The 24,267-nt window shown below is 58.6% G+C and carries 27 protein-coding genes; 10 read left to right on the forward strand and 17 right to left on the reverse strand.

The features are described 5' to 3' along the window. Positions 1–155: 155 nt before the first annotated feature. The 3 genes from rpsU to AC24GY_RS04775 form a co-directional block, all read right to left on the reverse strand. Positions 156–392, reverse strand: coding sequence for a 30S ribosomal protein S21 (gene rpsU / locus AC24GY_RS04765; protein WP_422319846.1), 237 nt, complete (start codon positions 390–392; stop codon positions 156–158). A gap of 75 nt (positions 393–467) precedes the next feature. Continuing rightward, positions 468–1,739 carry an adenylosuccinate synthase gene (locus tag AC24GY_RS04770; RefSeq protein ID WP_422319845.1) on the reverse strand — a complete coding sequence of 424 codons (1,272 nt, stop codon included), beginning with the start codon at positions 1,737–1,739 and terminating at the stop codon, positions 468–470. Between the two features lie 145 nt (positions 1,740–1,884). After that, the gene (locus AC24GY_RS04775) at positions 1,885–2,382 is read right to left on the reverse strand and encodes an FHA domain-containing protein (protein ID WP_487680754.1); all 498 of its coding nucleotides are present in this window, start codon (positions 2,380–2,382) and stop codon (positions 1,885–1,887) included. A gap of 120 nt (positions 2,383–2,502) precedes the next feature. On the opposite strand from AC24GY_RS04775, the gene AC24GY_RS04780 reads away from it, so the two are divergent. From AC24GY_RS04780 to AC24GY_RS04790, 3 genes are read left to right on the forward strand one after another with little or no spacing between them, the layout of a single operon-like run. Continuing rightward, complete coding sequence (locus tag AC24GY_RS04780; protein ID WP_422319843.1) at positions 2,503–2,949, forward strand: hypothetical protein; 447 nt, start codon at positions 2,503–2,505, stop codon at positions 2,947–2,949. Positions 2,950–3,007: 58 nt separating this feature from the next. Beyond that, positions 3,008–4,222, forward strand: coding sequence for an acyltransferase family protein (locus tag AC24GY_RS04785; protein ID WP_487680756.1), 1,215 nt, complete (start codon positions 3,008–3,010; stop codon positions 4,220–4,222). Then, positions 4,219–4,692: a hypothetical protein gene (locus AC24GY_RS04790; protein ID WP_487680758.1), complete on the forward strand. Its 474-nt coding sequence runs from the start codon at positions 4,219–4,221 to the stop codon at positions 4,690–4,692. The genes AC24GY_RS04785 and AC24GY_RS04790 overlap by 4 nt, the downstream gene beginning before the upstream one ends. On the opposite strand, the gene AC24GY_RS04795 is transcribed toward AC24GY_RS04790, so the two are convergent. Further along, entirely contained in the window at positions 4,631–5,902 is a 1,272-nt protein-coding gene (locus tag AC24GY_RS04795; protein WP_487680760.1) for a protoporphyrinogen/coproporphyrinogen oxidase, read from the reverse strand. The two genes, AC24GY_RS04790 and AC24GY_RS04795, sit on opposite strands and share 62 nt — an antisense overlap. A 79-nt stretch (positions 5,903–5,981) precedes the next feature. On the opposite strand from AC24GY_RS04795, the gene rfbD reads away from it, so the two are divergent. Both rfbD and AC24GY_RS04805 read left to right on the forward strand, forming a co-directional pair. Continuing rightward, positions 5,982–6,866: a dTDP-4-dehydrorhamnose reductase gene (gene rfbD / locus AC24GY_RS04800; RefSeq protein ID WP_487680762.1), complete on the forward strand. Its 885-nt coding sequence runs from the start codon at positions 5,982–5,984 to the stop codon at positions 6,864–6,866. Further along, entirely contained in the window at positions 6,863–7,606 is a 744-nt protein-coding gene (locus AC24GY_RS04805) for an RluA family pseudouridine synthase (RefSeq protein WP_487680764.1), read from the forward strand. Before rfbD ends, AC24GY_RS04805 begins: the two co-directional genes overlap by 4 nt. 619 nt (positions 7,607–8,225) lie before the next feature. Here AC24GY_RS04805 and cimA read toward each other — a convergent pair. The 10 genes from cimA to trpA form a co-directional block, all read right to left on the reverse strand. Further along, a complete protein-coding gene (cimA, locus tag AC24GY_RS04810) occupies positions 8,226–9,791 on the reverse strand; it encodes a citramalate synthase (protein ID WP_487680766.1) in 1,566 nt (521 codons plus the stop codon). A gap of 308 nt (positions 9,792–10,099) precedes the next feature. Continuing rightward, positions 10,100–10,618 carry a hypothetical protein gene (locus AC24GY_RS04815; RefSeq protein ID WP_487680768.1) on the reverse strand — a complete coding sequence of 173 codons (519 nt, stop codon included), beginning with the start codon at positions 10,616–10,618 and terminating at the stop codon, positions 10,100–10,102. A gap of 45 nt (positions 10,619–10,663) precedes the next feature. Then, complete coding sequence (locus AC24GY_RS04820) at positions 10,664–11,308, reverse strand: sigma-70 family RNA polymerase sigma factor (protein WP_422319835.1); 645 nt, start codon at positions 11,306–11,308, stop codon at positions 10,664–10,666. Between the two features lie 64 nt (positions 11,309–11,372). After that, positions 11,373–11,975 carry a hypothetical protein gene (locus AC24GY_RS04825; protein ID WP_487680770.1) on the reverse strand — a complete coding sequence of 201 codons (603 nt, stop codon included), beginning with the start codon at positions 11,973–11,975 and terminating at the stop codon, positions 11,373–11,375. A gap of 44 nt (positions 11,976–12,019) precedes the next feature. Further along, positions 12,020–13,207 carry a molybdopterin molybdotransferase MoeA gene (locus AC24GY_RS04830; protein WP_487680771.1) on the reverse strand — a complete coding sequence of 396 codons (1,188 nt, stop codon included), beginning with the start codon at positions 13,205–13,207 and terminating at the stop codon, positions 12,020–12,022. Then, positions 13,204–13,809 (reverse strand): hypothetical protein, encoded by a 606-nt coding sequence (locus AC24GY_RS04835; RefSeq protein ID WP_422319832.1) that lies wholly within the window; start codon positions 13,807–13,809, stop codon positions 13,204–13,206. The genes AC24GY_RS04830 and AC24GY_RS04835 overlap by 4 nt, the downstream gene beginning before the upstream one ends. Before the next feature lie 65 nt (positions 13,810–13,874). Next, positions 13,875–14,288: a hypothetical protein gene (locus AC24GY_RS04840; RefSeq protein ID WP_422319831.1), complete on the reverse strand. Its 414-nt coding sequence runs from the start codon at positions 14,286–14,288 to the stop codon at positions 13,875–13,877. An 11-nt stretch (positions 14,289–14,299) separates the two neighbouring features. Beyond that, the gene (gene dapA, locus AC24GY_RS04845; protein ID WP_487680774.1) at positions 14,300–15,178 is read right to left on the reverse strand and encodes a 4-hydroxy-tetrahydrodipicolinate synthase; all 879 of its coding nucleotides are present in this window, start codon (positions 15,176–15,178) and stop codon (positions 14,300–14,302) included. A 138-nt stretch (positions 15,179–15,316) separates the two neighbouring features. Continuing rightward, positions 15,317–16,129: a diaminopimelate epimerase gene (gene dapF / locus AC24GY_RS04850; RefSeq protein ID WP_487680776.1), complete on the reverse strand. Its 813-nt coding sequence runs from the start codon at positions 16,127–16,129 to the stop codon at positions 15,317–15,319. Positions 16,130–16,139: 10 nt separating this feature from the next. Next, positions 16,140–16,952, reverse strand: coding sequence for a tryptophan synthase subunit alpha (trpA, locus tag AC24GY_RS04855; protein ID WP_422319828.1), 813 nt, complete (start codon positions 16,950–16,952; stop codon positions 16,140–16,142). A gap of 222 nt (positions 16,953–17,174) precedes the next feature. Here trpA and AC24GY_RS04860 point away from each other — a divergent pair, with 222 nt between their 5' ends. Beyond that, on the forward strand, positions 17,175–18,380 hold the full coding sequence (locus tag AC24GY_RS04860) for a S1C family serine protease (protein WP_487680779.1): 1,206 nt from the start codon (positions 17,175–17,177) through the stop codon (positions 18,378–18,380). A 33-nt stretch (positions 18,381–18,413) separates the two neighbouring features. Further along, positions 18,414–19,193: a hypothetical protein gene (locus AC24GY_RS04865; protein WP_487680781.1), complete on the forward strand. Its 780-nt coding sequence runs from the start codon at positions 18,414–18,416 to the stop codon at positions 19,191–19,193. A gap of 134 nt (positions 19,194–19,327) precedes the next feature. Here AC24GY_RS04865 and AC24GY_RS04870 read toward each other — a convergent pair whose 3' ends face one another. After that, the gene (locus AC24GY_RS04870; protein ID WP_487680783.1) at positions 19,328–19,705 is read right to left on the reverse strand and encodes a hypothetical protein; all 378 of its coding nucleotides are present in this window, start codon (positions 19,703–19,705) and stop codon (positions 19,328–19,330) included. A 181-nt stretch (positions 19,706–19,886) separates the two neighbouring features. On the opposite strand from AC24GY_RS04870, the gene AC24GY_RS04875 reads away from it, so the two are divergent. Next, positions 19,887–20,234 carry an HIT domain-containing protein gene (locus AC24GY_RS04875; RefSeq protein WP_487680785.1) on the forward strand — a complete coding sequence of 116 codons (348 nt, stop codon included), beginning with the start codon at positions 19,887–19,889 and terminating at the stop codon, positions 20,232–20,234. A 117-nt stretch (positions 20,235–20,351) separates the two neighbouring features. Here the strand turns inward: AC24GY_RS04875 and rfaD are convergent, their stop codons facing one another. Both rfaD and AC24GY_RS04885 read right to left on the reverse strand, forming a co-directional pair. Continuing rightward, positions 20,352–21,356, reverse strand: coding sequence for an ADP-glyceromanno-heptose 6-epimerase (rfaD, locus tag AC24GY_RS04880; RefSeq protein WP_487680786.1), 1,005 nt, complete (start codon positions 21,354–21,356; stop codon positions 20,352–20,354). A 91-nt stretch (positions 21,357–21,447) separates the two neighbouring features. After that, the gene (locus AC24GY_RS04885) at positions 21,448–22,011 is read right to left on the reverse strand and encodes a hypothetical protein (RefSeq protein WP_422319822.1); all 564 of its coding nucleotides are present in this window, start codon (positions 22,009–22,011) and stop codon (positions 21,448–21,450) included. A 225-nt stretch (positions 22,012–22,236) separates the two neighbouring features. Here AC24GY_RS04885 and AC24GY_RS04890 point away from each other — a divergent pair, with 225 nt between their 5' ends. Then, positions 22,237–23,283, forward strand: coding sequence for a thiamine pyrophosphate-dependent dehydrogenase E1 component subunit alpha (locus AC24GY_RS04890; protein ID WP_487680789.1), 1,047 nt, complete (start codon positions 22,237–22,239; stop codon positions 23,281–23,283). After that, positions 23,280–24,245, forward strand: a complete 966-nt coding sequence (locus AC24GY_RS04895) for an alpha-ketoacid dehydrogenase subunit beta (RefSeq protein WP_422319820.1) — start codon at positions 23,280–23,282, stop codon at positions 24,243–24,245. The genes AC24GY_RS04890 and AC24GY_RS04895 overlap by 4 nt, the downstream gene beginning before the upstream one ends. The last annotated feature ends 22 nt before the right edge of the window (positions 24,246–24,267 follow it).

Consider the following 24,267-nt stretch of genomic DNA (forward strand, 5'->3'; position numbering starts at 1 on the left):
TAAGAGGTTGGGGCAATGAGCATGCCGTCTTTGCGATATTGCCTCCGGTTTGACCGCAGCCGCCGTGCCCTCTTCAGGATGTCCGAGCAATGTGGGCACAAAAAAAGGGCGGGGATGAACCCGCCCTTTTAAATTGGTCTTTTCCCTGAGCCGAATTACGCGGCGGTGACAGGAGCCTCGGGAGCGCCGGGGGCCTTTGGCAGGGTGAAGCGATAACGGATCTTGCCACGCTTGGCGGAAGCACGGGCTTTGCGCTTGGTGCGTTCTTTGGGAGTCTCATGCGCACGCAGGCGGCGGACTTCTTCGAGGATGCCGTCCATTTCGAGGCGGGTCTTGAGACGTTTGAGAGCGCGGTCAACGGGCTCGCCTTTACGGATCTGAATTTCGGTCATAAACGGGTCTGGGTGGTTTGGGAAAAGGGCAGGGAAAGTAGGGGAATGATGGCGGGCGTCAAATGGAATGTGACCTCAAGCGACGAGAGTCTGCTCGCGGTCCGGGCCGATCCCGACGAGGCTGACGCGAGCGCCGGTCAGTTCTTCGAGGCGTTTGAGGTAGGCTTTGGCCAGCGGAGGGAGGTCGGCGAAGTTCCGGATGCCGCTGAGGTCCTGCTTCCAGCCCTGGTGGGTTTCATAGACAGGAACGCAGGCTGCCAGGTCAGCGGCGGTGCTCGGCGGGTAGTGGATGGTCTTGCCGCGCAGGGTGTAGGCGGTGCAGATCTGGATGGTGTCCAGACCATCCAGGCCGTCGAGGTTGGTGATGGCGAGTTCATCCGCACCGTTGATCATGACGGCGTAGCGCACGAGGACGGAGTCCAGCCAGCCGCAGCGGCGGGCGCGGCCGGTGGTGGCGCCGAATTCACGGCCCATGTTGTGCAGCATGTCGCCGATGGCGTCGTTTTCGGTGACGAAGGGGCCGCTGCCGACGCGGGTGGTGTAGGCTTTGCCCACGGCCACGACCTTGTCGATCATGCGTGGAGGAACGCCGGAACCGGTGCAGGCACCGCCGGAGGTGGTGTTGGACGAAGTGACGAAGGGATAGGTGCCGTGGTCGATGTCGAGATAGGTGCCCTGGGCTCCTTCAAAGAGCAGATTCTTGCCTGCTTTGATCGCCTCGTGGAGATACACCGTGGTGTTGGTGATGTGCGGGGCCAGCGTTTTGGCGGCTTCGAGCATTTCCTTCACGGTTTCTTCGACGGGGACGAGTTCGACTCCGAGTTCCGCGAAGGTGGCATTGTGACGGGCAAGGCGGTCGCGGAGTTCCTCTTCGAAGATCTCCGGCTGCGTCATCAAGATGGTGCGCAGGCCGTCGCGTTCGACTTTGTCAGCATAGGCGGGGCCGATGCCGCGACCGGTGGTGCCGATCTTTTTGTCGCCACGCTTGGCTTCACGTGCCTTGTCCAGGCCGCGGTGGTAGGGCATCACCAGGTGGGCGGTTTCGCTGATGAGGAGATTTTCCGGGGTGATGGTGACACCCTGGCCGCGCAGTTTGGCCATTTCGGCGAGCAGACCGGTGGGGTCCATGACGACGCCGTTGCCGATGACGCAGATCTTATCTTTCCAGAGAATGCCGGAAGGGATCAGGTGCAGAATGTACTTGGTGCCGTTGCTGATGACGGTGTGGCCGGCGTTGTTGCCACCGGCGGCGCGGACGACGACGTCCGTGTTCTCAGTGAGGTAATCAACGATTTTACCTTTTCCTTCGTCGCCCCACTGGGCACCGACAATGATTGTATTAGACATGGATTCTTTTCTTGGGATGGCGGCATGGGGAAGCCGCAAAGGGGTTGTTTTTCATGACGCGCAGACCGTACCATGGCAGCCGGAAGGACCGCTGGAGTGCTCCGTACGGGAGCCAGGTTCGCAAGCGCGTGCTATTTTGGCAGTCTCAGGCTCCCATTTGATTGGCGAAATAAATGGCGGCACCGCAGGCCAGTATGCCAGCTACTCCGAGCAGGGTCACCAGAGCTCCGCCGGGATTTTTTTGCTTCACCTTCGGGCCAAAGCCGGTGCGCAGACGACCATTGTAGGGGAGGCTCCCATACCCGCTGGAGGGAGTGGAAACTGTGGCGGTCGGGGCGGAATAGGCTTCTTCTTCGCCATCGCCGAGGAAAACGCAGTTCACATTGCCAAGCTGAAACGCACCTCCTGGGGTAAGATTGACGGTTTCGACGCGGGAACCGCCGATTTTGGTGCCATTGGTGGAACCAAGGTCGGTGAGCGTCCAGCTGCTGCCGTCGAAGGTGAACTCACCATGATGACTGGACACAGAATCGTCAGCGATGATGAGCTGGTTGTCATCAGCACGTCCCACGGACATGCGTTCGGCGTCGAGTTCGAGGGCGCCAGAGGCACCGTCAGGAGTGGTGAATTGAATACGTGGCATAACAGTGCAGTTCTAGCAGGCCGGGGCTGGGGTGGCAAGAGGGATTCACGGCGGGTCGCTGCGAGCTTGCGCGGGCGGGCGTTCTTGCTAGGAAGGCTGGCAACCATCCCCGCCACCCTCGTGACCCAAATTTTTGAAATCCTCGGTAAATTCGACACTGAAAGCGACTGCCACAAGCTGCTCTACGCTCCCCACCCGCTGCCGCTGAAATATCGCGAAGGTCGGGTGTACAAGATCGAGTTCGAAGGGGATGAGGCGGCGCTGAAGGCTTTTGTGGACAAGGTTTTGATCGATTCCATCAGCCAGGAGGCCCGCATCGGCGGCCAGCCTGCGTTTGAAAAAGCCGCCTTTGTGCTGGAATACGGAATGAAAGGTGCGGCGCTGGATCTGGAAAAAGAAATGATCCTCAATTATTACCGCAGCATTCAGAATCCGGGTTTTGAGATCAAAAAGCTCACCCTGCGGACCCGCATCTATGTCTTTGGAGAAGGTGCGGAGCCGGCTCAGTTCGTGCGTGACATTGTCAATCCTGCCATCCACACGCACGAGGTTCTCAAGGCTGCCTGAGCATAACCTTCACGGCTTTCGATAGCAGGCCTGCATGAGTGGCGTTTGTGGTTGCTCCATGAACCCGACCACTTCCAACCCACGTCTTCTGTCCCTCGATGCTTTTCGAGGGTTCATCATGCTGCTGATGGCCTCCGGGGGCTTTGGCATAGCGCAGATGGCGGCGGCGCATCCAGGCTCTGTCTGGGAGTTCATCAAACCGCAGTTCGCGCATCAGGACTGGCAGGGCTGCTCCTTGTGGGATCTGATCCAGCCGAGCTTCATGTTCATGGTGGGCATGGCGGTACCGTTTTCGTATGCGAAGAGGCGTGAGCACGGGCAGTCGTTTTTTGGCATGGCCTGGCATGCGCTCTCACGCTCCATCCTGCTGGTGGCGCTGGGGGTGATGCTGGCCACGCGGTCGGGAGACAAGCATACGGTGTTTCTCTTTACCAATGTGCTGGCGCAGATCGGCCTCGGCTATTTCGTGCTGTTTCTCCTGTCACGCATGGGGTGGGAATACATCTTGTCCGGCATCATTCTGATCCTGGCGGGGTATACCTGGTTCTTCGTCAATCATCCACTGCCGACGCCGCAGGAACTCGCCGCCATCGCGGGCATGAAGGATTCGGCGCATGGAATCCTGCCAGGTTTTGCCGGGCATTGGAACATCCACACCAATGCCGCTGCCGCCTTTGACCGCTGGTGGCTCAATCTCCTGCCGCAGGCAAAGCCCTACCAGTATACCAATGGGGGCTATCAAACGCTCAACTTCATCCCTGCACTTGCCACGATGCTCGGTGGCGCTCTCACGGGTGGCTTCCTGATGAACAGCCGGAAAACGGACAAAGGCAGGTGCGCCACACTGCTGATCACAGGCATTCTGCTGGTGGTGGCAGGCACGGCGCTTGATTTCAAAATCCTGCCCGTGGTGGGTGCGCAGCTCGATCAATACACGCTGCTGCCAGTGGTGAAGCGCATCTGGACACCCTCCTGGGCTATACTGAGCGGTGGCTGGGTGCTCATCCTGCTTTCGATCTTTTACTGGCTGGTGGAGATCCTCGGCATGAGGCGGCTGGTTTTCCCGCTGGTGGTCGTGGGCATGAACAGCATTGTGATTTATCTGCTGCACAGCCTGTGTGCGGGGTGGATCAACGAGAATCTGCATAAGCACCTGCCGGAGACGGCTTTCCCGGCGTACTGGACACCGGTCATTGAGCGTTGCGGAGTGCTTTTTGTGCTTTGGCTGATCTGCTGGTGGCTGTATAAACAGAAGGCCTTTATCAAACTGTGATCCCCCGATTTTTCCTCCTCGCCGTCTTCACCTGTCTCGTCGCCTGCCAGAGCAAGCAGGCCGCCACCATACCTGAATCGAACTCAGAGGAAGAGGCGCGTTATCACAAAGTCGGTCTCATCACGCTGCCAGACCTGCAGCATGCCAGTGCCTGGGAGAAACTCATTCACGTGGACATGGGGGTGCCCGCGAGCAAGATCGACGTGCAGGCGGGTCCGGGCTTTACCACCGTGACCATTCGAGACCTCAAGAACCGGGCGGATATCGAGGGCGTTGCGCAGGAGTTGCGTGCGATTGCAGAGAAGAAGCCGGACAAGTTTGGCGTGACGAAGGTGGAGGTTCGGCTCAACAGCGCCCCTGCCACGATCAACCCGTTTGTGCTGCCCACGGAGTCCGCTCCGGCCACGCCTAATCCAGGCTCGGTTCTCCCAACGCTTTCATTACCGCCGTTCCGCATCGACGGCCGCTGAGAAGCGCGCCGTTGATCGAGACCTGCTCACACCAGTCGCCGCAGCGGTACAGGCCGGGCTGGATCACACTGGCAAGCGGGCCTTCACCAAGACGCAGCTGCCTGCTTTCCGGCTGCGCATGACGAATCTGGTAGGTGCGCAGGTGCCGCCATTTGGAGACGACGGCCTCTCCGAACCATCTGCGCATTTGTTCGCGCACGACCTGCTCCAATTCGGTGCTGGATGGAGCGCCTATGATGGAAGCGGAGATGAGATGCTGTCCCGGCGGCGCATAGTGTGGAGAGACGCGCGAGAGTGCGAGAACACTGTTGACCGGACCTCGGCCATCCCCATCCAGATGCAGGATGGCATCCCCTGGCGGCAGGTCATCCGTGGCAAAATACATGCAGGTGGTGGAGCGGCTGGGAAGGAGGGTGGTGTTTTCCACAGGAGGTAAGAGCCGATGAGCCACCTCTTCACTGACCGCGACAATCACATGGTCTGCATGCAGCACTTCTCCGGTGTCCAAGGTGACCTCACCAGCCCGCACGGCGGCCACCGGAGCATTCAGGCGCAGGCTTCCCGGTGGCAGGGCCAGCGCAAGCTGATTCGGGATCGCCTGCATACCACGTGCTGGCACCGCGCTGCCCGCACGGTCAAACATGGCAAATAAAAACAGCATCATGCGTGCGCTGGTGCGCAGATCTTTTTCCAGAAAGACCCCGCCAAAAAACGGGCGGAAGAAGCGGTCGATCATGTTTTCAGAGAAGCCAAAGTCGCGCAGGTAATCCTCTGTTTCCATTTCTGGGAGCTCGGCCGGGGGGGCGCGCAGGCCGAAGACCTCCTTGCGCAGCAGCAGCGTGGTCCATTTGTCACGCAGGGAGACAATGGATTCGTTGAAGTTTTTCAGAGCTGTGAGCGGATGAGCCAGAGGGTCCGCCAGGCGGTGGAAACGATTCTTGACGAAGACATCCGCCCCACGGTAGATCGGTCGCAGGTCGAGAGCCTCATAGTCCAGCACTCGCCTGGCCTCAGGGTAGGCCGGCAGGAAGATTTGAAAGCCGCGGTCGAGCTGGAAGCCATCCACCACATCCGTGCGCACCCGGCCGCCAACGGCGTTGGATGCCTCCAAAATGGTGAAGGGACGACCTGCCGCCGCCAGCACACGGGCACATGCCAGCCCCGCAAGGCCGGCGCCGATGATTACTATTTTGGGCTGTGCTTCACTCATTCATCCTTAATCAGTCCTGCTCTCACCTTGGACATACCTTTTGGCTTTGCAAGCACGGGAGGCATGGCAAGCATGGGGCATGCCAGCCCCCCGCATCCTCATTCTCGGCGCCACCGGTGGCTTGGGCCGCGCCTTGCACCGCCACTTTGCCGCCCGTTTTGAAACCCTGTCATGGGGGCGTGATGATCTAAATTTTGAGCGGCCAGACACCATCGCCGCGGCGCTGGCATCACAGAAATTCGATGTGCTGCTCAATGCCGCAGGGATGACCAGCCCGGATGTTTGTGAAGTCGAACCGGAGCGCGCATTCCTGGCCAATGCGGTGGCACCGCAGATTCTTGCTGAATGCTGTGAGCTGCGTGGAGCACGCATGATCCATTTCAGCACCGACTATGTGTTCAGCGGGAAGGAGCGTGACCTGTGGTTTGAGGCAGATGAGACGGTCCCGGCAAACATTTACGGCCGCACCAAGCTTGCCGGAGAGCAGGCGGTGCTGAAGGCATCTCCCGGCGCTCTCGTGGCACGTGTTTCGTGGCTGTTTGGTCCGCACAAACCCAGCCATCCTGACAGCATCATTCAGCGTGCGCTGCAGACTGACGACCTGAGTGCCGTGGCAGATAAAATTTCGGTGCCGACGAGCAACGCTGACATCTGTGGCTGGATCGAACAATTGATAGTCCGGCATCCGACAACCAGCGGCGTGCTGCATCTGTGCAACAGCGGCGTCGCTTCATGGCATTCCTGGGCTGAGGCCGCGCTTACCATTGCCGCCCGGCTGGAGGTGCCGGTCAAAACGACAATCGTGAAGCCCATCGAGCTTGCCAGCCTGACGCAGCTCAAGGCGCCACGCCCCCTCATGACGGTGATGAGCAATGCGAAATTGCAAAGCCTGCTGGGCAGTGAGATTCGCAACTGGTTCGATGCGCTGGAAGAGTATTTGGTGCAGAAGTATCAGCCCCAATGACTCCCGCCTCTGCCATGACCCGCTGCGACATCCTTCATGAGGATCGTTTCCTCATTGTGGTGAACAAGCCACATGGCGTGCTCTCGCACCCGAACCCGAAGGCGGGCAAACCGCAGATGGCGGCGTTTGAAGGCAGTTATGATCATGACCGGCGCTGTTTCAAAACGGCGGCTGGTATGGTATGGCTGCTGCATCGTCTTGATCAGGACACCTCGGGTGTCTTGCTGGGGGCCAAGGATGAAAAAACAGCCGCCGCCTGCCGTGCGGCCTTTGAGGCGGAGTTGGTGCGAAAAAAATACCTCGCCCTGTGCAGTGGCAGCGCTGCCAAGCCTGAAGGCGTGTGGCTGGACCACCTGATCACAGCCCACGCCAAACACCAAGTGCGCACGACGGTGCGCCATGGAGCACGTCCGAATGCCGAGGCGAAATTCCGGGTGCTGGAGGCGAATGCGCTCAATCGCGTGGTCCTGCTCGAAGTTGAACTGATCACCGGCAAGACGCATCAGATCCGCGTGCAGGCGGCTTCAAGGCAGCTTCCGCTGGTGGGTGATGATGTGTATGGCTCGTTTGATCTGAACCGCAAACTGCGCAAAACCATTCTGGCCAAACGGCTCTTCCTGCATGCTCATGAACTGAGCCTGAAGCATCCCGCATCGGGTCAGCAGCTCACCATTAAAGCACCGCTGCCACCAGATTTGCTGGCCGTGCTGGAGGCAGCGGGCATGAAGGCTGCAAAGTAAATGGAGGCTCACCTATCTGAGCTAGGTTCGACAACCCAGATGTCGTCCGGATGGCGCAAAATACCAGCTGCAAGATCGCGGTGAACCAAGCACGGAGAATTCGGTGGTAGGCGACGAGCGCGGAAGTAAACAGTGAAACACGAGATGCAAATGCAATAACTGCCCCAAGCGCCGGGATCGGAAAGCATCAGGTGGTCGCAGCAGCAGCATTTCTTCCAATGATGATTGTCGCGGAAAAGAAAGTCACCTTCGCTGACTCGCGGGGCTTCCAACGAGTCAGCATAAAACATTTCGTGACAGGTCGAATCGAGGCAAATGGCGCCGCTCACATTGCCCATGTTGCAGACGATACATTCCGGAAACCAGCCTTCGTATCCTTGATGACTCATGGTGCGGGAGTTTCGACTAACATTTCGGAACAGGCGACGGCGAGCGGGAAGCGTCGCTGACACGACAGATGCCATACGAGCCGCTGCCTGCATCCGTTTTGTTCGCCCCCGTTAGTTTGTGGTGTTTGGCCAATCTTCAATGTGACTTCGGGTGGTGAGTCAAAGGGTTGGGGTGAGAGGACGACTAATCTCCGTCGCTTGCATTAGGATGCCCCTCCTCTGAGCTGGTGCTATGCCGCCTGCTTGAGCAGGAAGTACTCGATGCCATCGACAAGAGCCTTCCAGCTCGCGTCGATGATGTTGCAGCTCACTCCGACGGTGCCCCAGGTGGCGTTGCCATCCGTGCTGGTGATGAGCACACGTGTCTTCGCCGCCGTGCCGGTGCCGCCGTCGATGATGCGCACCTTGTAGTCTGCCAGGCGCATGTCCTTGAGCGCCGGGAAGAAGGGCAGGAGGGCTTTGCGCAGTGCGTTGTCCAGCGCATTCACCGGGCCGTCGCCTTCATCCACGGTGTAAACACGGCTGTCGCCGACTTCGAGCTTGATGGTGGCTTCACAGGTTTCAAAACCATGCTCACCGCCGTGGAAGCGGTGCGTGGAGTGATACTCGATCAGGTTAAACACCGGCTGATGCTGGCCGAGCTGCTTGCGGATGAGCATCTCGAAGGAAGCCTCGGCAGCTTCGAATTCGTAGCCTTCGCTTTCGAGACGCTTCACCTCGGTGAGGATGGTCTGAACCCGGGCATCGCCCTTGGCAAATTTGAAGCCCATGCCTTCGGCTTTCACCAGCACGTTGGACTGGCCGGACATGTCTGAGATGGTGATGATGCGCTGGTTGCCGACGAGCGTGGGATCCACGTGCTCGTAGGTGCGGGCCAGTTTCTGCACCGCGTGTACATGAAGGCCGCCTTTGTGTGTGAACGCAGCCACGCCCACATAGGGGGCGCGGATGTCATGCGGCACGTTGGCGAGTTCATCCACGAAGTTGGCGAGCTCGCGCAGGCGGGTGAGGTCGATGCCGAGCGAGATGCCCATCTTGATCTGCAGGTTGGGCATGATGGTGGTGAGGTTGCAGTTTCCCACGCGCTCGCCGTAGCCATTGATGGTGCCCTGCACCTGGCAGGCTCCGGCGCGCACGGCTGCTAGTGCGTTGGCCACGCCGACACCGCCGTCGTTGTGCGTGTGGATGCCCACGGGCCGTCCCAGATGGGCGATGACTTTGCGTGTCGTGTCCTCAACGAACTCTGGTAGCGCGCCGCCGTTGGTTTCACAGAGCACGATGAGATCTGCTCCGGCATCCTGAGCTGCCTTGATGGTTTTGAGCGAGTATTCCGGGTCTTCCTTGAAGCTGTCGAAGAAATGCTCCGCGTCATAGAGCACTTCGCGGCCATGCTTTTTCAAGTAGGCCACCGTGTCGGAGATCATGGCGAGGTTCTCTTCCAGGCTGACTTGGAAAACTTCAGTGACGTGCAGCGCCCAAGTCTTGCCGACGATTGTCACGGCAGGTGTTTTGGCATCGAGCAGCATTTTGACCTGTGGATCGTCCTCGACCTTCATTTTGCCACGGCGGGTCATGCCAAAGGCGGTGATCTTCGCGGTCTTCCAGTGGCGCTTGGAGGCCTCTTCGAAAAAGGCGGCGTCTTTGGGATTGGAGCCGGGCCAGCCGCCTTCGATGTAGTGCACGCCGAATTCGTCGAGCTTTTCCGCGACGCGGATCTTGTCGAGCGTGCTGAAGGAGATGCCGGTGCCCTGCGTGCCGTCACGCAAGGTGGTGTCATAGATGGTAACTGGAGACATGTGGGGAGGGGAAATGAAGAGATGGAAGGTGGGTGCAACGAGAAAACTGGCCGGGGTGGCGGTTGCCATGAGGTCCGGAACGCCGAATGCCGGGGGCGCTTTAAGCGCAGGCATGCATGAAAACGGACTCTCCCGGCGGCGTCAGGCGCGGATGAGTCCGAAACTAATTCGGGTGGTTAGGCGAATGTCAGGGCGGTTTCCCATGAGCAGCGCGAGGTTTACGCCGGGGGAGCCCTGCTGGCAAAGGGAAGTTTTCACCTGCCAGGGGCCATTGGCCCGCCTGAAGCCTGCATGTGCGGGAGTGGGGCTTATTTGCCCAGCATGCCCTCGAGACCTGACTGGATGGCAGGCTTGGCGTTGCGTAGTGAGGGCTGCTCCCAGCCATTTGCGGGCAATACCTTGCCTTCGAGAGCGGGGCGCACCTCAAGGTGTCTGCGGATCAGCATGTCGGCCATGGTGGCATCGTCATGCTCAGCCATGCGTGCCAGCGGGATGTCACTCAGGTCCAGTTTGGGAATAAAAGGCTTCTCAGGAACGACGGGGGCCGCGGTAAGCTCCACACCGGTCTTTTGAGCAGGATGCGAAAGCAGCCAGAGGCTCATGGCGCAAACGGAAGCCGCCGCCGCCACCATGCCCCATTTGGGCACCAGAAGATTGCTCCACCAGGTGGTGGCACGCTCCCAGAACAATTCCAAGGACGACTGCTGCAGCATTTCAGCGCGCTGCCTCTGATGAAACTGCTGGAGAAACTTTTCGGTGAACCCTTCCTCAGGTTGTTCGAACCGCTTCAATCGAATCAACCGCTGGATGTCTTCAAACTCACTCATGGCGTGCTGTGGATTGTTGTTTCTTTTCGTTGATGAGGGGCGTTATTACTTAACGAAGTCCTCAAGATAAGTTTGCAGCAGGCGATGTGCATAAAACAAACGTGATCTGACAGTCCCTTCCGAGACTCCAAGTATCTTGCTGATTTCGGCATGCTGGAGACCTTGGACGTCGTACAAAGTCACCACCGTGCGATGGTCTTCTGACAGCTTCATCATGGCTGCGTTCAACCTTTTTTGCAGCTCGTGGATGTTGACCTCGCGCAGCGTGCCCGAGTTGGCCGTGGTGACGCGAATGAATTCGGGGTCGTTCTCGATGCCCGTATCTACATCGTCAAGACTGACTTTATGATGCCTCCCTCGCTTCTTAAGAAAGTTCAAAGTCATGTTCACCGCGATGGAATAGATCCATGTGTAAAATGAAGACTTGCCCATGAAGCGCTTGATGGAGCGGTAAGCTTTGGCAAACACATCCTGCAGCAAGTCGGCGGTGTCCTCGCGGTTCGAGGTCATGTTATAAATCAAACCATAGAGCTTGGGTGTGTATTTCCGGACGAGGTCATCAAAGGCACGCGTGTCACCCGCCTGAGCTTTGTCCACCAGGATGCGATCCTCAGCAGAACTGCTGTTTGGAGCGGGCGGGTTCAGCGAAGCGATGGGGGTCGCTGCGGCGCTGAGTGATGATTCTTCCATTAAAGTAAGAGAAACACTCGTTGACTCAAGAGACAAGCATTTCTTATGGACGCATAAATATCAATTATTTTTGAACGCTCCACAGGTGATCGACACAAATCTGCGACCACGTTTCAAGCTGGTCGCGCATGGCATGCAGCTCCGCCAGAGTGTGAAAGCGCAGGTCCTGGATGGCGTCTTCATTGGACTGCACATCGTCGCTGCTGAGGTCAAAGAAATGCACCACTCCGAGGTGCACGCTGCCGACTTCCGTCGCGTCGTCGTTGATCAGGCCGATGACCTTCTGCGTGTGTGTGCCGCCGATCACCAGCTCCTCGGCCATCTCACGCTCGACGCCGTTGTAGTACATCGTTTCTCCGAGGCCATCCTGTGCGGTGTCCACCGGATTGATGTGGCCGCCGATGCCGATGGAGCGCTTCGCCACGAGGCGCTTCTCTCCCGAACTGCCGCCGCGTGTGTAGCTCAGATAGCGGCCTTCGTGATGAAAGATGGCATAGGGGATGAGCTGCTTGTGGGAGGGGTCTTTTTCAGCCGCAGGGCGCTCCATGAAGTGATTGGCTCCCGGGGCCAGCATCGCGTGCAAGTAGCGCGTGGCATCGGCTTGAAAGCCTTGAAAACTGCCGAGTTGATCGAAGAGCTGACGGGTGATGACGAGAACGTGTTCCATGTGAAGACCGGCAGAATGGATGGCGGTGCGGGGTGCGCAACCAATCAATCCAGCAACCACACATCGGCGGCATCCCCCGCCTGCATATTTTGCCCGGCTTCCAGCCGCAGCAGTGCATTCGAACGGCTCAGGGACAGCAGGGCATGGCTCTGCTGCAGGCCGAAGGGCATGAACTGACCTTGGGTGAGCGTGCCACGCAGATAGTGGGGCCTGTCACCCGGATTCGAGAGCGCAGTCCCGGTGGTGGCGGGGATCAGGCGTGGCTTGAGATGGGATTGCGCTGCGCCCATCATTTTTAGCAGAGCCGGACGTACAAACAGCAGGTAGGTTACGAAGGAAGACACCGGGTTTCCCGGCAGGCCGAAGAAATGGGTGTGTGCGTCTTGGGCAAAGAGAAACGGCTTGCCCGGCTTCACCTTCACTCGCCAGAGGCCGGGCTCGATGCCGAGCGCTTTGAGAGCGGGCTTGATCTGATCATGATCACCGACGGAAACACCGCCGCTGATCAATACGACATCATGGGCCTGCATCAGTTCACGCAGTGTCTCGGTGGTGCTTTGCAGATCATCCCGGCAGTGGGCCAGGGTACTGGTGCGAATGCCCAGCTGCGCCAGCATGCCACGAAGCATGAGGCCGTTGGTATTGTAAATCTGTCCAGCCTGCAGCGGGCCGGAACCGGGCGTCACCAGTTCATCGCCCGTGCTCAGCACCGCCACACGCGGCAGAGAATGCACGGAGATTTGATCAAGCCCCTGAGAGGCCAGCAAGGCCATGCGGCCGGGGGTGATCTGCTCTCCCGCGCGCAGCACGAACTGGCCCTGGCAAAGATCTGCTCCAGCGCGCCGGATGTTTTCTCCTGCGGTGACGGGATCGGTGCAAATGATGGCATCTCCTTCACGCCGCACATCCTCCTGCATAATCACGGCATCGGCTCCAGCAGGAACCGGCGCACCGGTGAAAATACGAATGGCACCGCCGCTTTGGAGACGCAGTCCATCATCCAGTCCGGCTGCCTGTTCGCCCGTCACCCTCAGTGGCTGGGCGGTCGTGCTCTCAGCGGCGACAATGGCATAGCCATCCATCGCGGATTGATCAAAGGCCGGAATCGGTACTGTGGCTGTCGCATCCTGCGCGGCATAACGATCCAGCGCATTCATTAATGTCGCTTGTTCGGCCGGCAGGGGCGTCACCGCCGCCAGCACACGTGCGAGTGCCTCGCTTTCGGAGATCATCGGATCACAGGCGGTAGTTTGCTCAGATCCGCCTCAGGCTCTTTTTCGGGCGGTGGGGCAGGGGCCAACGGAGCCTGCCGCAGGGGCGGCGGCGCAGCCTGTGCTGGAGCCGGAGATGGAACGAAGGTTGGCTGGACTGGTGCCATCGGCTGAAATGGAGCATCCAGCGGAGGGATCACATCGGCCTTCATCACCGGAGCCAAAGGCACGATGGCACCCGATGCGGTGGTCGTGGTGGGCGGTGGCGGTGCATCGCGCTTGATCTGATAGATCACTAGATCGCGCAGCTGCGGGGTGCCCTGCGTGATGTCCGCCGTGATGTAGTTGCCTTTGCGTTCCGGTGTCACCTTGAGCTTCGCATCCGTGCCGTTGATGCCCTGGGAGATGATCTCGGTACCCGCCGGAATGTCCACCCGGTGCTCGCAATTGATGAGCACGTAGTTCTGCTCCGGGTTCACCAGCTCGATCACGCCAATCACCTTGGCCTCGCCAACTCGCTTGTCCTCGGGCGATTTCTTCGAGGATCCAAACTTTTTGGCAAGATAGCTGCAACTGGACAGCCCCAGCAGCAAAAGAAGGCATAGGTGGCGCAGAAACTTCATGCCCTATTGATGCCGCATCGGCGGCTGGCTGTCCAGCGGCTACCCAAACATGCCCGGTTTCGACCTCAGTCGGGAAGCGGAAGCTTCGTGTCACCCATGGCAGCAAAGAATGCGAGGATACCCCAGCAAATTTTCTGACCTGGAGACAAGCGGGGCTTGTCGTCAAAACCAGTCACTTTTTTCGCCTCGCCAAGGAGGACGCCGTGTTCCCAATGGCGCACAGGTTGTTTGGGAACAAAGACGCGTTTGCCATCTCGTTTGTCCGTAAACCAGGTTCCATCATGGTCGGTTCGCGGTTGTGTGGCGCCATAGCCAGCCGGGACATAGGTCGGCGGATTGCTGGCGACTTGGTGCCATATCTTGAGGCTGTTCCAAGCAGCATCCGGCTTCGAGCGGGTGGCGCACGAAGTGGCAAGCAGGGAGCACACCAGCAAACACAGCCCCCGCGCAAAGAATGGCGGAGGGCAGGCTGCGTTCATGGCGCTGGTTTTTAGATGATGCCCAGCTTCTTCAGCGTGGCGCTCAGCTCCGCGACCTTGTCGGGCTCCATGCCGGTCATCGGCAGGCGCAGCTCGTCGGTGCAGTAGCCAGCCAGCGCCATCGCGGTTTTGATCGGGATGGGGTTGGTGGACAGCTTCAGGAAGGCGGCGAAGAGAGGGTAGTACTTGGTGTGGATCTTCAACGCGGAGACGTAGTCGCCCTTGAGGGCCAGCTGCACCATCTCGCTGATCTGCTTTGGAATGATGTTTCCCGCCACGCTGACAATCCCGACGCCGCCCACGGACATGAAGGGCAGGGTGAGGCCGTCGTCGCCGGACATGATTTCGAAGTCAGCCGGAAGGATCTGCTTCATCTGGCTGACGCGCTCGGGATTGCCGCCGGCTTCCTTGATGGAGCGGATGTTGGGGCAGTTTTCCGCGAGACGGACGAGCACATCCAGGCCGATCTCAATGCCGCAGCGTCCGGGGATGCTGTAAAGCATGAGGGGGAGCTTGGTGTTGTCCGCGATGGCTTTGAAATGCTGATACAGGCCTTCCGGGGTCGGCTTGTTATAATACGGCGCGACCTGCAGGGATGCGGTGGCACCTGCTGCTTCGGCTTCCTGCGTGAGCTCGATGGCCTCGCGGGTGGAATTAGATCCCGTGCCTGCCATCACCACGCCACGGCCTTTGGAAAACTCGACGGTCAGCTTCACCACGCGGGTGTGCTCTTCGTGATCCAGCGTGGGGGACTCCCCGGTGGTGCCGCAAGGCACAACGCCTGTCACACCATTGTCGAACTGGAAGTCGATGATCGATTTGAGGGCGGCTTCATCGACTTGGCCGTTGCGAAAGGGGGTGACGATAGCGGTGTGGGTTCCTGCGAACATAAGGGGATGGGAAGAATACAGTGTTTCGGACTGAAAACTGAGAATTGAAAACTGAAAATTGGAAATTTAGGGGACGGCGGCGACCTGAGCGGAGGCGCTTTCAGCTCTCAATCCCTGGGGCTCCGGGTGTTTGTCTGGTCAGATGGTGACGCTCCCCGTGAACACAAAGTCCGCCGGGCCAAACAGGGTCACATTGGTGTACTCGCTCTTGTCCGGCTCTTCGAAGCCGACTTTGAGGGTGTCGCCGCCTTTGACGAGGACGCTGATGGGGCTGGGCTCGCCGGTGAGCTCGTGGTAAATCAGGGCGCAGGCGACCATGCCGGTGCCGCAGGCGAGGGTTTCGTCCTCCACGCCGCGCTCATAGGTGCGGATGGCGATGCTGCCGGGGGCGATGACCTTGGCGAAGTTCGCATTGGTACCCTTGGGCTTGAAGGCTTCGTGGTAGCGCAAGGATGCGCCCCACTCACGCACGGGCACGGCTTCCAGATCATCCACCATCACCACGGCGTGCGGCACGCCGGTGTTCACACTGTGCACGGTCAGCCCGGCCCCGGAGACTTCGAGGTGCTGGGAGAGCTTGAGGTTGTGCGGGGCGCTCATGTTAATGCGCACGTGACCGGCTTCAAACTCGGCAGAGATGATGCCGGCGAGGGTCTCAAAGCGGATCTTGGTGAGCTTGTCGCCGTGAAGATGATTCACAAAGCGGCCAAAGCAGCGCGCGCCATTGCCGCACATTTCGGCCTCGCCACCGTCGGCGTTGTAGTAGCGCATCTTGAAGTCGCCGTCTGCCGTGGCGGGCTCCACGCAGAGGAGGCCATCGGCCCCGATGCCACGATGGCGGTCGCAGAGCTTTTCGATCTGCTCTTTGGTCAGCGCGATGGAAAGGTCGCGATTGTCCAGCATGACGAAGTCATTGCCGGCGCCGTTCATTTTGGTGAATGAGAGAGTCATAGGAGGAAAATCAGAGGGCTTTGACGGCGTCCACGAGGGGCTTCACGAAGGCTTCCACCTTCGCGGCGCAATCCGGGGACGAACCGTTTTGTTCAATCAACTTTACGATGGCGCTGCCGACCACGACGCCATCGGCTTTACTGGCGATCTCGGCGGCTTGGGCGGGATTAGACACGCCGAAGCCCACGCAGACCGGCACGTCCGTGGCCGCTTGGATGATGGCCACCTGCTCGGCGATGCCCGAGGCGATCTCCACCTGCGCGCCCGTGACGCCGAGGCGGCTTACATAATAGACGAAGCCTTCTGCGCTTTTCGCAATGCTGGTGATGCGTTCGGTCGAGGATGTCGGGGCGATGAGCTGGATGTGGCGCAGTTCCGGCGTGGGCTTGAGCTCCGCATTCTGCGCGACCTCATCCGGCGGCAGGTCCAGCACCAGCACGCCGTCGGCTCCGGCGGCAGCCGCGTCGATGTGGAATCGCTCATAGCCGTAGGTGTAGACGGGGTTGAGATAGGTGAAGAGCACCAGCGGCACCTGGGACTGCGTACGCAGCTTCTTGATCATTTCCAACACCTTGGGCGTGCTGGCACCGGCCTTCAATGCACGGTCCGCCGCCATCTGATTCACCACGCCATCCGCCAGCGGGTCGGAGAAGGGCACACCCAGCTCCACGACATCTGCACCCGCACGTTCCAGGGCCAGAACGATGTCGATGGTGGCGTCCAGTGTGGGATCACCCGCGCAGACATAGGCTACGAATGCCTTCTTCTTCTGAGTGCGAAGCTGGGCAAAACGGGCGTCGAGACGGTTGGTGGGGGCTGACATGGGGCGTGGTGTTTAGCATGCAATTCCGGTGTTGTCGAATGTCGGAATGCAGTCGGTCCGAGTTGAGAGCTGGATAGGTGGCAGTGCCCGGAGTTGGAAAAATTGACATGCAAAAAATGTGCTGTTACTTGAATAGTGGTTAAGAAATTTCATTATTCCCTGTGCGCGATGAATGCGCTGACTATGAACTTCAGGTCTTGAATCTTCAGAGACTAGAGAAATATGATTACAGCAGCCAAGCGTTGGATTTTAGTCACACTTTTTCTCACGGTAGTTGTTAACAGCCTGAATGCTCGCGAGTGGAAAAGTGCCGATGGAACAAAGACTTTTCACGGGCAGCTCATTTCATACAGCCCGCCGGATGTCACGGTGAGTTTGAAAGATGGAACTCGCATGAAGTTTAATGAAAGGCTGCTCAGCAAGCAGGACAAACGGTATTGTTACCTTGCGAATCGAGTTCTAAGCAACTCGTATCCGAACATCCCGTTCAAGGTGCTTCAAGTTTTGGATTACGGCATGCTTGTCAATGAGCAGCCAGCTCAAAACCCCTATTACACAAACGAATTCATGATGATCTGGGGGGATTTCAAAAATGACATCGCTGACAATGAAACATACAATGGAGACATTTACTGGGCTGGATCATACACTTACAAGGATGGAAAAGGATATGAGCGAACGATACGCAGTTTTGCACCCACTTTAGACGAGGCAGTCGCCATTTGGGAATACCGGTTGTCTCCTTCTGACGAAAACTCGGGGAAAAGACGCACGCCAAAGCTCACCAAGGAGAGTCTTTCATCGAGCGGCACTGCATTTGCCGTTACGAGCAACGGGCACGTTGTGACCAATGCTCACGTTGTTGACGGGGCTCAAAAAATCTCTGTGCGCGTGGGGGATGTGTTTGTTGCTGCCAAGCTTGTTGCCATCGATCACCAAAATGACCTCGCTGTTCTCAAGGTGGATGCAGCAACGATTCCGATCAAAATCGGTGCGGGTGATTCTGTAAAACTGGGGGACGATATCGCTGTCGGGGGCTTCCCGAATCCTGAAATTCAGGGGACGAGCATCAAGCTGACACGTGGGGTGATCAGCGGGATGAAAGGCATGCAGGATGATATTCGGCATTATCAAATCGATGCGGCCATTCAACCGGGTAATTCAGGCGGTCCGCTGTTAAGCATGAGCCAGTCTGTGGTGGGGGTGGTCAATGCCCGTCTCAATGACACTTCTGTGGCGCTCGCCACTGGTTCCCTGCCACAAAATGTCAATTATGCCATCAAGGTTGATTATCTCATGCCTCTGCTTCGAAGTGTCGAAGGCTTGACCGAGCAGGTGTCCAAAGAGACATATGCTTCTGATCTTTCTATCGGTCAATGTCTTGAACGGTCGGCATATTTGGTCGTATGCAAGCTGGAATCAGAGTGAGGATAATGGGGCATTGATCCGTGTCATTATCGAATGCCCGGAATCTACATCGCCGCCCTCCTGACCAGTCTTGTTGCCATCGCGGGTTTTGGCGCGCTCATCTACAAGCTGCCCAAACCTGCCAATGGCTGGCTGCTGCTGGGGGCGATCATGATCTGCCTGCCGCTGAAGCCGCTGGCCTTTTACTGGGTGCGCCTGCCGTTGGATCATTGGATTGCCGGACATCTGGCGAGGACATCTTTTGCCTATCAGTTCATGGCGTCACTGTATGCGCCGCTGACGGAGGAGTCTGCGAAGCTGCTGGTGCTGCTGATTCCAGCGATCTTGCGTGCCATACGGCCTGAGAACTTCACCCGCAATGCCCTCGGCATCGGGCTCGCCTTTGCGCTGGGGGAGATGTGGTTCATCGCGGAGCGTATCTCCCACCAGCCAGCTTTGGCGAAGCTGCCGTTTTATCAGTTTGGCGGATACGTAAGCGAGCGGCTGATGACGTGTGTGTTTCACAGCGCCTTTGTGGCCATCACGCTCTCGCGTCTGCGCCGGGGCTGGTTGTTGGGGCTTGGCGGAGCCATGGCGGCACACTGGGCGGCGAACTTTCCCATCAGCCTCATGACCTGGAATGTGGGAGGTCTGGGCCGTGCGATTTGGGAGGTGATTGTGGCTGGTGGCTCTTTTGATCGGAGCATTGACCTGGCTTGTTTACCTCATCTTTGGAAAGGTTCTGCCCCTGCGCTTGATGTACGGCATCCGGCACTGTCCGGAGTGCGCCTACGACTTCGAGCCTTCCATGCTGGCCATCAATTTCGGCGATGAAAGGTATGAGCGTTGTCCGCATTGCCGCAAATGGCTCTGGACCAAGATGAGTGCCGCCAAGCAAATAGCGCCACTCGACCCTCCGGGCTGATGTGACGCGTTTGCTATCGAGCACTCCAAGCGCTCAAAGGAACCTAGTTCTTGAAATGGTGGGTCACGAACTCCACCAGTTTCTCATCACTCATCGGATTGGAGGTGCTTTGGGAGACGGCCGTCTTTTTGAACTGGGGCGTTTCGGAGAGGTGGTGAACGAACTGTTCCTGAATGGTGCCGCTGCCGGTGATATGAATCTCATCTGCGTTCACCAGATGGTGGTCGATCTCTTTGAAGAATTTGTGAATCAGGGTGATTTCGAGATGGTTCGCCGCATTCTCACTCGAGTTGGAGCCGGGACCGGGATTTTTAGCATGACCGAGTACGGTGAAGACAGCGGCGGCGGGATCGTAACCGATGATGGTGGCGTGGTGAGTGTCCATCCAGATTCCGAAGCGCTTTTTGATTTTGTCTGACATAGGAGCTCACTGACGGGCGCATGGCACGGATAGCAAGGACTCCGCTGTGGGTAGTACACCCCAGTTGACTGCCACATGAAGGCCAACCCATCCGTGGCCGAATAAAACGGATGCATGCAGCGGCTTGCATGGCATCTCTCCGTATTTAGCCTCAACTTCTTCGGCGGCATCTTCACCACAAATGGACTTCTACTGCGACCAAGTGCTTTCAGGGGTTATCGCCATCAAGCGGATCGCTGAGACTGAACAGGTTCTCGCCTTTCACCACACGCAGCCATACTGGCCCGTACATATCGTCATCATCCCCAAGCGTCATATCTCGTCGCTCGCGGCACTGGAGCCTGGTGACCTTCCCGTCGTTCAGGAGATGATGGTCGTTGCGAGCGATCATTGCCGACGTATCACGGTTGAGCATGGCGGCTGCCGGCTATCCACCAATAGCGGTGATTACCAGAGTGCCAAGCACCTTCATTTTTACATCCATCATGGACCACGACTCAGAGACGAGCATGGAGCACCCATCACTTAGCAATCGGCCGAAATCGCCTAACGAAACAGATGCAGGCAACGGCTCGTGTGGCATCGAGCCATGCCGTCCACGCTTCACGCTCGTCATCGCCTGATCGGAAACGTTGAATTGCTTCACTCACCCCACCTCATCCCCCAGCCGCTTGTCTGGCACGAGGTAGCCCTGCACGTAATCCCGCACCGCTTCGGCCAGTGGGGTGATCTCGGTGCTGAATCCTGAGCCGCGCAGTTTGGTGATGTCGGCGCAGGTGTAGTACTGGTACTTGGACTGCAGGTGCTCGGGCATGTCGATGAACTCGATGTTCGGCTCCTTCCCCAGAGCGGTGAAGATGGCGGTGGCGAGTTCGACCCAGGTGTGGGCTTTGCCGGAGCCGAGGTTGAAGAGGCCGCCGGCGCTCGGGGTTTCGGCGAGGTGGAGGGTCATGCGGATGGCGTCCTTCACATAAAGGAAGTCGCGCATCTGCTCGCCGTCCTTGTAGTCGGGGCGGTGGGATTTGAAGAGCTGGACTTTGCCGGTGGCGAGGATCTGGCCGCAGGCCTTGTGCACGAGGCTGCGCATGTCGGCCTTGTGGTCTTCGTTGGGGCCATAGACGTTGAAGTACTTGAGGCCGACGATGTTCGGCAGCCAGCCTTCGCGCCGGGCGTGGAGGTCGAAGAGGTGCTTCGAGTAGCCGTACATGTTCAGCGGGCGCAGGGCGTGGATGTCGGGCATCTGGTCGTCCATGCCGTGGGCGCCGTCCCCGTAGGTGGCGGCGGAGGAGGCATAGACAAAGCGCGTCTGATTGGCCAGCGACCATTGGCAGAGCTGCTTGGTGAACTCGTAATTGTTCCTCATCAGGTAGTCGGCGTCGCGCTCGGTAGTGGCGGAGCAGGCGCCGAGGTGGAGGACGTGGTCAAAATGGCCGAGCTTGCCGGGGCTGTGCAGCACGGCCTGCAGGAGGTCGTTGCCGTCGATGTAGTCGGCAAACTTGAGCGGGACGAGGTTCTTCCACTTCTCGTCGGTGCTGAGGCGGTCGCAGACGACGATGTTTTCGCAGCCCCGGCGGTTGAGCTCCCAGACGAGGGCGCTGCCGATGAATCCGGCTCCGCCGGTGATGAGGATGCGACTTTCCGTATTTTTCATGAGCCCGTCTGGTAACGGGAAAAACGCCGAGATTCAAGCCGGAGCTTGAGTTTGCCTGGTTCTCCGAAAGTTCCCTTTGAAAATGAACGGCCTAAGCCGCCATGGCCTCGGGCTGCTGGGCGGAATGCATGGGGAGCTGCTCGCGCCAGAGGGCCGGATGCAGGAAGGTGGCCCGCGGGTCACGCTCCCATTCGCCTTCCCAGCCGATCACCGTTTCCATGACCATGGGATGCGGGCACTGGATGGCAGGGTACAGCCACTGCTGATCCGCCACCACGAGCTTGGGAATCAAGGCATTGCCATGATATTCGATTTCCCATCCTAGAAGAAGGGGCTCTTCGTCCGTGAAACCGGCGAGTCCCTTGGGGTGCTCCACCCAGCCGACGAGACCACTGTTATTCAGAGCATCCCAAACTTCGCGCATTTCCAGATCCACACGCACGGCAAAACCTGTGGTCTTGGCGGCATGGCCACCATTGACGGGATCGCGGCTGACGAGGCCAAAGAGAATGCTCGTGGGGCAGTTGTCAGGGACGATATCCACCTGAAATCCAAAGCGGATGGGATGATCCGGCAATAGCAGGCTTCCATAGCTTTGAAGCTGGAAGCCTGAGAATGCGGGATCAGCAGCAGCAGTGGCGATGAGCGATTCCATGGAATTCTAAAAAATTAGGATTAGTTTATTAAAAATGCACTCAGTTATTGAAATTTCAATGTATTTTATTCAAATGCCTTACTTTTGTCACTCAAAATCTTAAAAACTAACTGTCACAAGCGAAGCTGGACGGATGCCACATGCGTTAAAATTTCTGCCAAAGTAGCGGATTCCTTACCGCGACGCTATTGACGAAACTGCTGCGCTTGATACCAAATATACCTCGTGGCACTAGCTTCACCGATTAACTGCGTCGAAACCGACCTGACAGCCGATTTTCGCGATCAATTTCTCCTCACCTACCAGCACATGTTGCTGTCCCGGGTGTTGGAAGAAAAGCTTGGTTCGCTCTATCGGGCGGGCGGTCGTATCGTCGGCGGGGTCTATCTGGGCAAAGGCCAGGAAGCTTTCAGTGCCGCATTGGGCGTGCAATTGCGGAAGGGCCAGGACATCTACGGCCCTCTGATCCGTGACCAAGCCGGTCGCATTGCCTTTGGGGAGCCGATCATCGACTGCGTCCGCACCTACTTGGGGGCGGTTACCGGCCCCATGCGCGGACGGGATGGCAATATTCACCGTGGCCGCCCGAAAGAGGGGCACCTGGCCATGATCAGCCATCTGGGCAGCCTGCTTTCAGTCGTGGCGGGCGGGCTCTTCGCCCGGCGTATGGCCGGAACTTTGGCCGACAGCATCGGGGCCACCAGCATTGGCGATGGCGGCACCTCCACCGGTGCCTTCCATGAAGGTCTGAACATGGCGGCGGTGGAAAAGCTGCCCATCATCGTGAGCATCGCGAACAATCAGTACGCCTATTCCACGCCTAACACACGTCAGTATGCCTGTGAGAATCTGGTGGATCGTGCGGCGGGCTATGGCATCGAAGGCGTGACGGTGGATGCCACGGATCTCGCCTCCTGTTTGAAAGCCTTCCGGGCTGCGGTCGACAGGGCACGCGCGGGTGGCGGACCGCAGATGATCGTGGGCACGCTGCTACGCCTGGCCGGGCATGGCGAGCACGATGACGCCTCCTACATTCCTGATACCAAGCGGCAGGGCCCCTCCGCGCGAGACTGCCTGCAGGTGGCCGAAGACTTCGCCCGTGATCGCGGCTGGATGTCATCCGCCGATCTGCGCGAGCTCAATGAAGAGGTGCGCCGCAACGTCGACCAAACCGTTTCAAAAGTGTCCAAAGAACCAGCTCCTGATCCCTTCAAAGAAAACTGGCAGGCCCTGTCCTGCGCTGAGCTTGTGGAGGGACAGCACGAAGCATGAGCATCACTTACCTCGAAGCCATTCGAGAGGCCCAGTATGAGGCCCTGCGAGACGATCCATCGGTGTTTCTCTATGGGCAGGACATCGCCACCTTCGGCGGCGCGTTCAAAGCCACGAAGAACCTCAGCAAGGAATTTCCGAACCGCGTTTTTGATGCACCCATCAGCGAAGACGCGATGGTCGGCATGGCCATAGGCGCGGCGGTGGAGGGTGCCCGGCCCATCATTGAGATGCAGTTCGCCGATTTCTCCTCCATCGGCTTCAATCAGATCGTCAATCAGGCGGCCACGCTCTACTGGCGCACAAACGTGCCGTGCCCCATCACCATCCGTCTGCCTTCCGGCGGCACGGCTGGCAGCGGCCCGTTTCACAGCCAGTCCATGGAGGCCCTTTACGCGCACTATCCCGGCCTCGTGATCGTCACGCCTGCCACGGTGGAGGATGCTTACTGGATGCTGCTGGACAGCGTGAAGCTGAACGACCCCGTCATCTTCTGCGAGCACAAGTTCCTCTACTACCATCTCAAGGCCGACCAGATCGGCGACCGCGAGCTGCCCATCGGCAAGGCGCGCATCGCACGTCCGGGCCGCCACGCTACCATCGTGACGTACAGCGCCATGGTGCATGAAGCCCTGCGTGCCGCAGAGGAACTGCAGCTCGATGGTTATCAAATCGAAGTCGTCGATCTCCGCTCCGTGAAGCCCATGGACACGGACACTATCCTGGCCTCCGTCGCCCGTACCGGGCGTCTGCTCGCCCTCGGCGAGGCCTTCCCTTGGGGCGGCGTCACGGCGGAAATCATCGCCCGCGTCACCACAGATGGCTTCCATCTGCTGGATGCACCACCCATGCGTCTGAACTCCAAGGACACGCCGATCCCGTATCATCCGAATCTCTGGAAGTCGCATCGTCCCACCACCTCCACCATCGCGGCCGCTCTTCGGCGTTTGCTGCGCAATTAATCAGCCTCCCGTTTTTTCAGCA

Source organism: Prosthecobacter sp. Pr1 (assembly GCF_057652315.1).

What these genes read in the sequence shown, in the direction of transcription:
- rpsU (WP_422319846.1), bottom strand. Translation starts at nt 392, where the DNA reads ATGACCGAAATTCAGATCCGTAAAGGCGAGCCCGTTGACCGCGCTCTC.
- AC24GY_RS04770 (WP_422319845.1), bottom strand. Translation starts at nt 1,739, where the DNA reads ATGTCTAATACAATCATTGTCGGTGCCCAGTGGGGCGACGAAGGAAAA.
- AC24GY_RS04775 (WP_487680754.1), bottom strand. Translation starts at nt 2,382, where the DNA reads ATGCCACGTATTCAATTCACCACTCCTGACGGTGCCTCTGGCGCCCTC.
- AC24GY_RS04785 (WP_487680756.1), top strand. Translation starts at nt 3,008, where the DNA reads ATGAACCCGACCACTTCCAACCCACGTCTTCTGTCCCTCGATGCTTTT.
- AC24GY_RS04795 (WP_487680760.1), bottom strand. Translation starts at nt 5,902, where the DNA reads ATGAGTGAAGCACAGCCCAAAATAGTAATCATCGGCGCCGGCCTTGCG.
- rfbD (WP_487680762.1), top strand. Translation starts at nt 5,982, where the DNA reads ATGCCAGCCCCCCGCATCCTCATTCTCGGCGCCACCGGTGGCTTGGGC.
- AC24GY_RS04805 (WP_487680764.1), top strand. Translation starts at nt 6,863, where the DNA reads ATGACTCCCGCCTCTGCCATGACCCGCTGCGACATCCTTCATGAGGAT.
- cimA (WP_487680766.1), bottom strand. Translation starts at nt 9,791, where the DNA reads ATGTCTCCAGTTACCATCTATGACACCACCTTGCGTGACGGCACGCAG.
- AC24GY_RS04815 (WP_487680768.1), bottom strand. Translation starts at nt 10,618, where the DNA reads ATGAGTGAGTTTGAAGACATCCAGCGGTTGATTCGATTGAAGCGGTTC.
- AC24GY_RS04820 (WP_422319835.1), bottom strand. Translation starts at nt 11,308, where the DNA reads ATGGAAGAATCATCACTCAGCGCCGCAGCGACCCCCATCGCTTCGCTG.
- AC24GY_RS04825 (WP_487680770.1), bottom strand. Translation starts at nt 11,975, where the DNA reads ATGGAACACGTTCTCGTCATCACCCGTCAGCTCTTCGATCAACTCGGC.
- AC24GY_RS04830 (WP_487680771.1), bottom strand. Translation starts at nt 13,207, where the DNA reads ATGATCTCCGAAAGCGAGGCACTCGCACGTGTGCTGGCGGCGGTGACG.
- AC24GY_RS04835 (WP_422319832.1), bottom strand. Translation starts at nt 13,809, where the DNA reads ATGAAGTTTCTGCGCCACCTATGCCTTCTTTTGCTGCTGGGGCTGTCC.
- AC24GY_RS04840 (WP_422319831.1), bottom strand. Translation starts at nt 14,288, where the DNA reads ATGAACGCAGCCTGCCCTCCGCCATTCTTTGCGCGGGGGCTGTGTTTG.
- dapA (WP_487680774.1), bottom strand. Translation starts at nt 15,178, where the DNA reads ATGTTCGCAGGAACCCACACCGCTATCGTCACCCCCTTTCGCAACGGC.
- dapF (WP_487680776.1), bottom strand. Translation starts at nt 16,129, where the DNA reads ATGACTCTCTCATTCACCAAAATGAACGGCGCCGGCAATGACTTCGTC.
- trpA (WP_422319828.1), bottom strand. Translation starts at nt 16,952, where the DNA reads ATGTCAGCCCCCACCAACCGTCTCGACGCCCGTTTTGCCCAGCTTCGC.
- AC24GY_RS04860 (WP_487680779.1), top strand. Translation starts at nt 17,175, where the DNA reads ATGATTACAGCAGCCAAGCGTTGGATTTTAGTCACACTTTTTCTCACG.
- AC24GY_RS04865 (WP_487680781.1), top strand. Translation starts at nt 18,414, where the DNA reads ATGCCCGGAATCTACATCGCCGCCCTCCTGACCAGTCTTGTTGCCATC.
- AC24GY_RS04870 (WP_487680783.1), bottom strand. Translation starts at nt 19,705, where the DNA reads ATGTCAGACAAAATCAAAAAGCGCTTCGGAATCTGGATGGACACTCAC.
- AC24GY_RS04875 (WP_487680785.1), top strand. Translation starts at nt 19,887, where the DNA reads ATGGACTTCTACTGCGACCAAGTGCTTTCAGGGGTTATCGCCATCAAG.
- rfaD (WP_487680786.1), bottom strand. Translation starts at nt 21,356, where the DNA reads ATGAAAAATACGGAAAGTCGCATCCTCATCACCGGCGGAGCCGGATTC.
- AC24GY_RS04885 (WP_422319822.1), bottom strand. Translation starts at nt 22,011, where the DNA reads ATGGAATCGCTCATCGCCACTGCTGCTGCTGATCCCGCATTCTCAGGC.
- AC24GY_RS04895 (WP_422319820.1), top strand. Translation starts at nt 23,280, where the DNA reads ATGAGCATCACTTACCTCGAAGCCATTCGAGAGGCCCAGTATGAGGCC.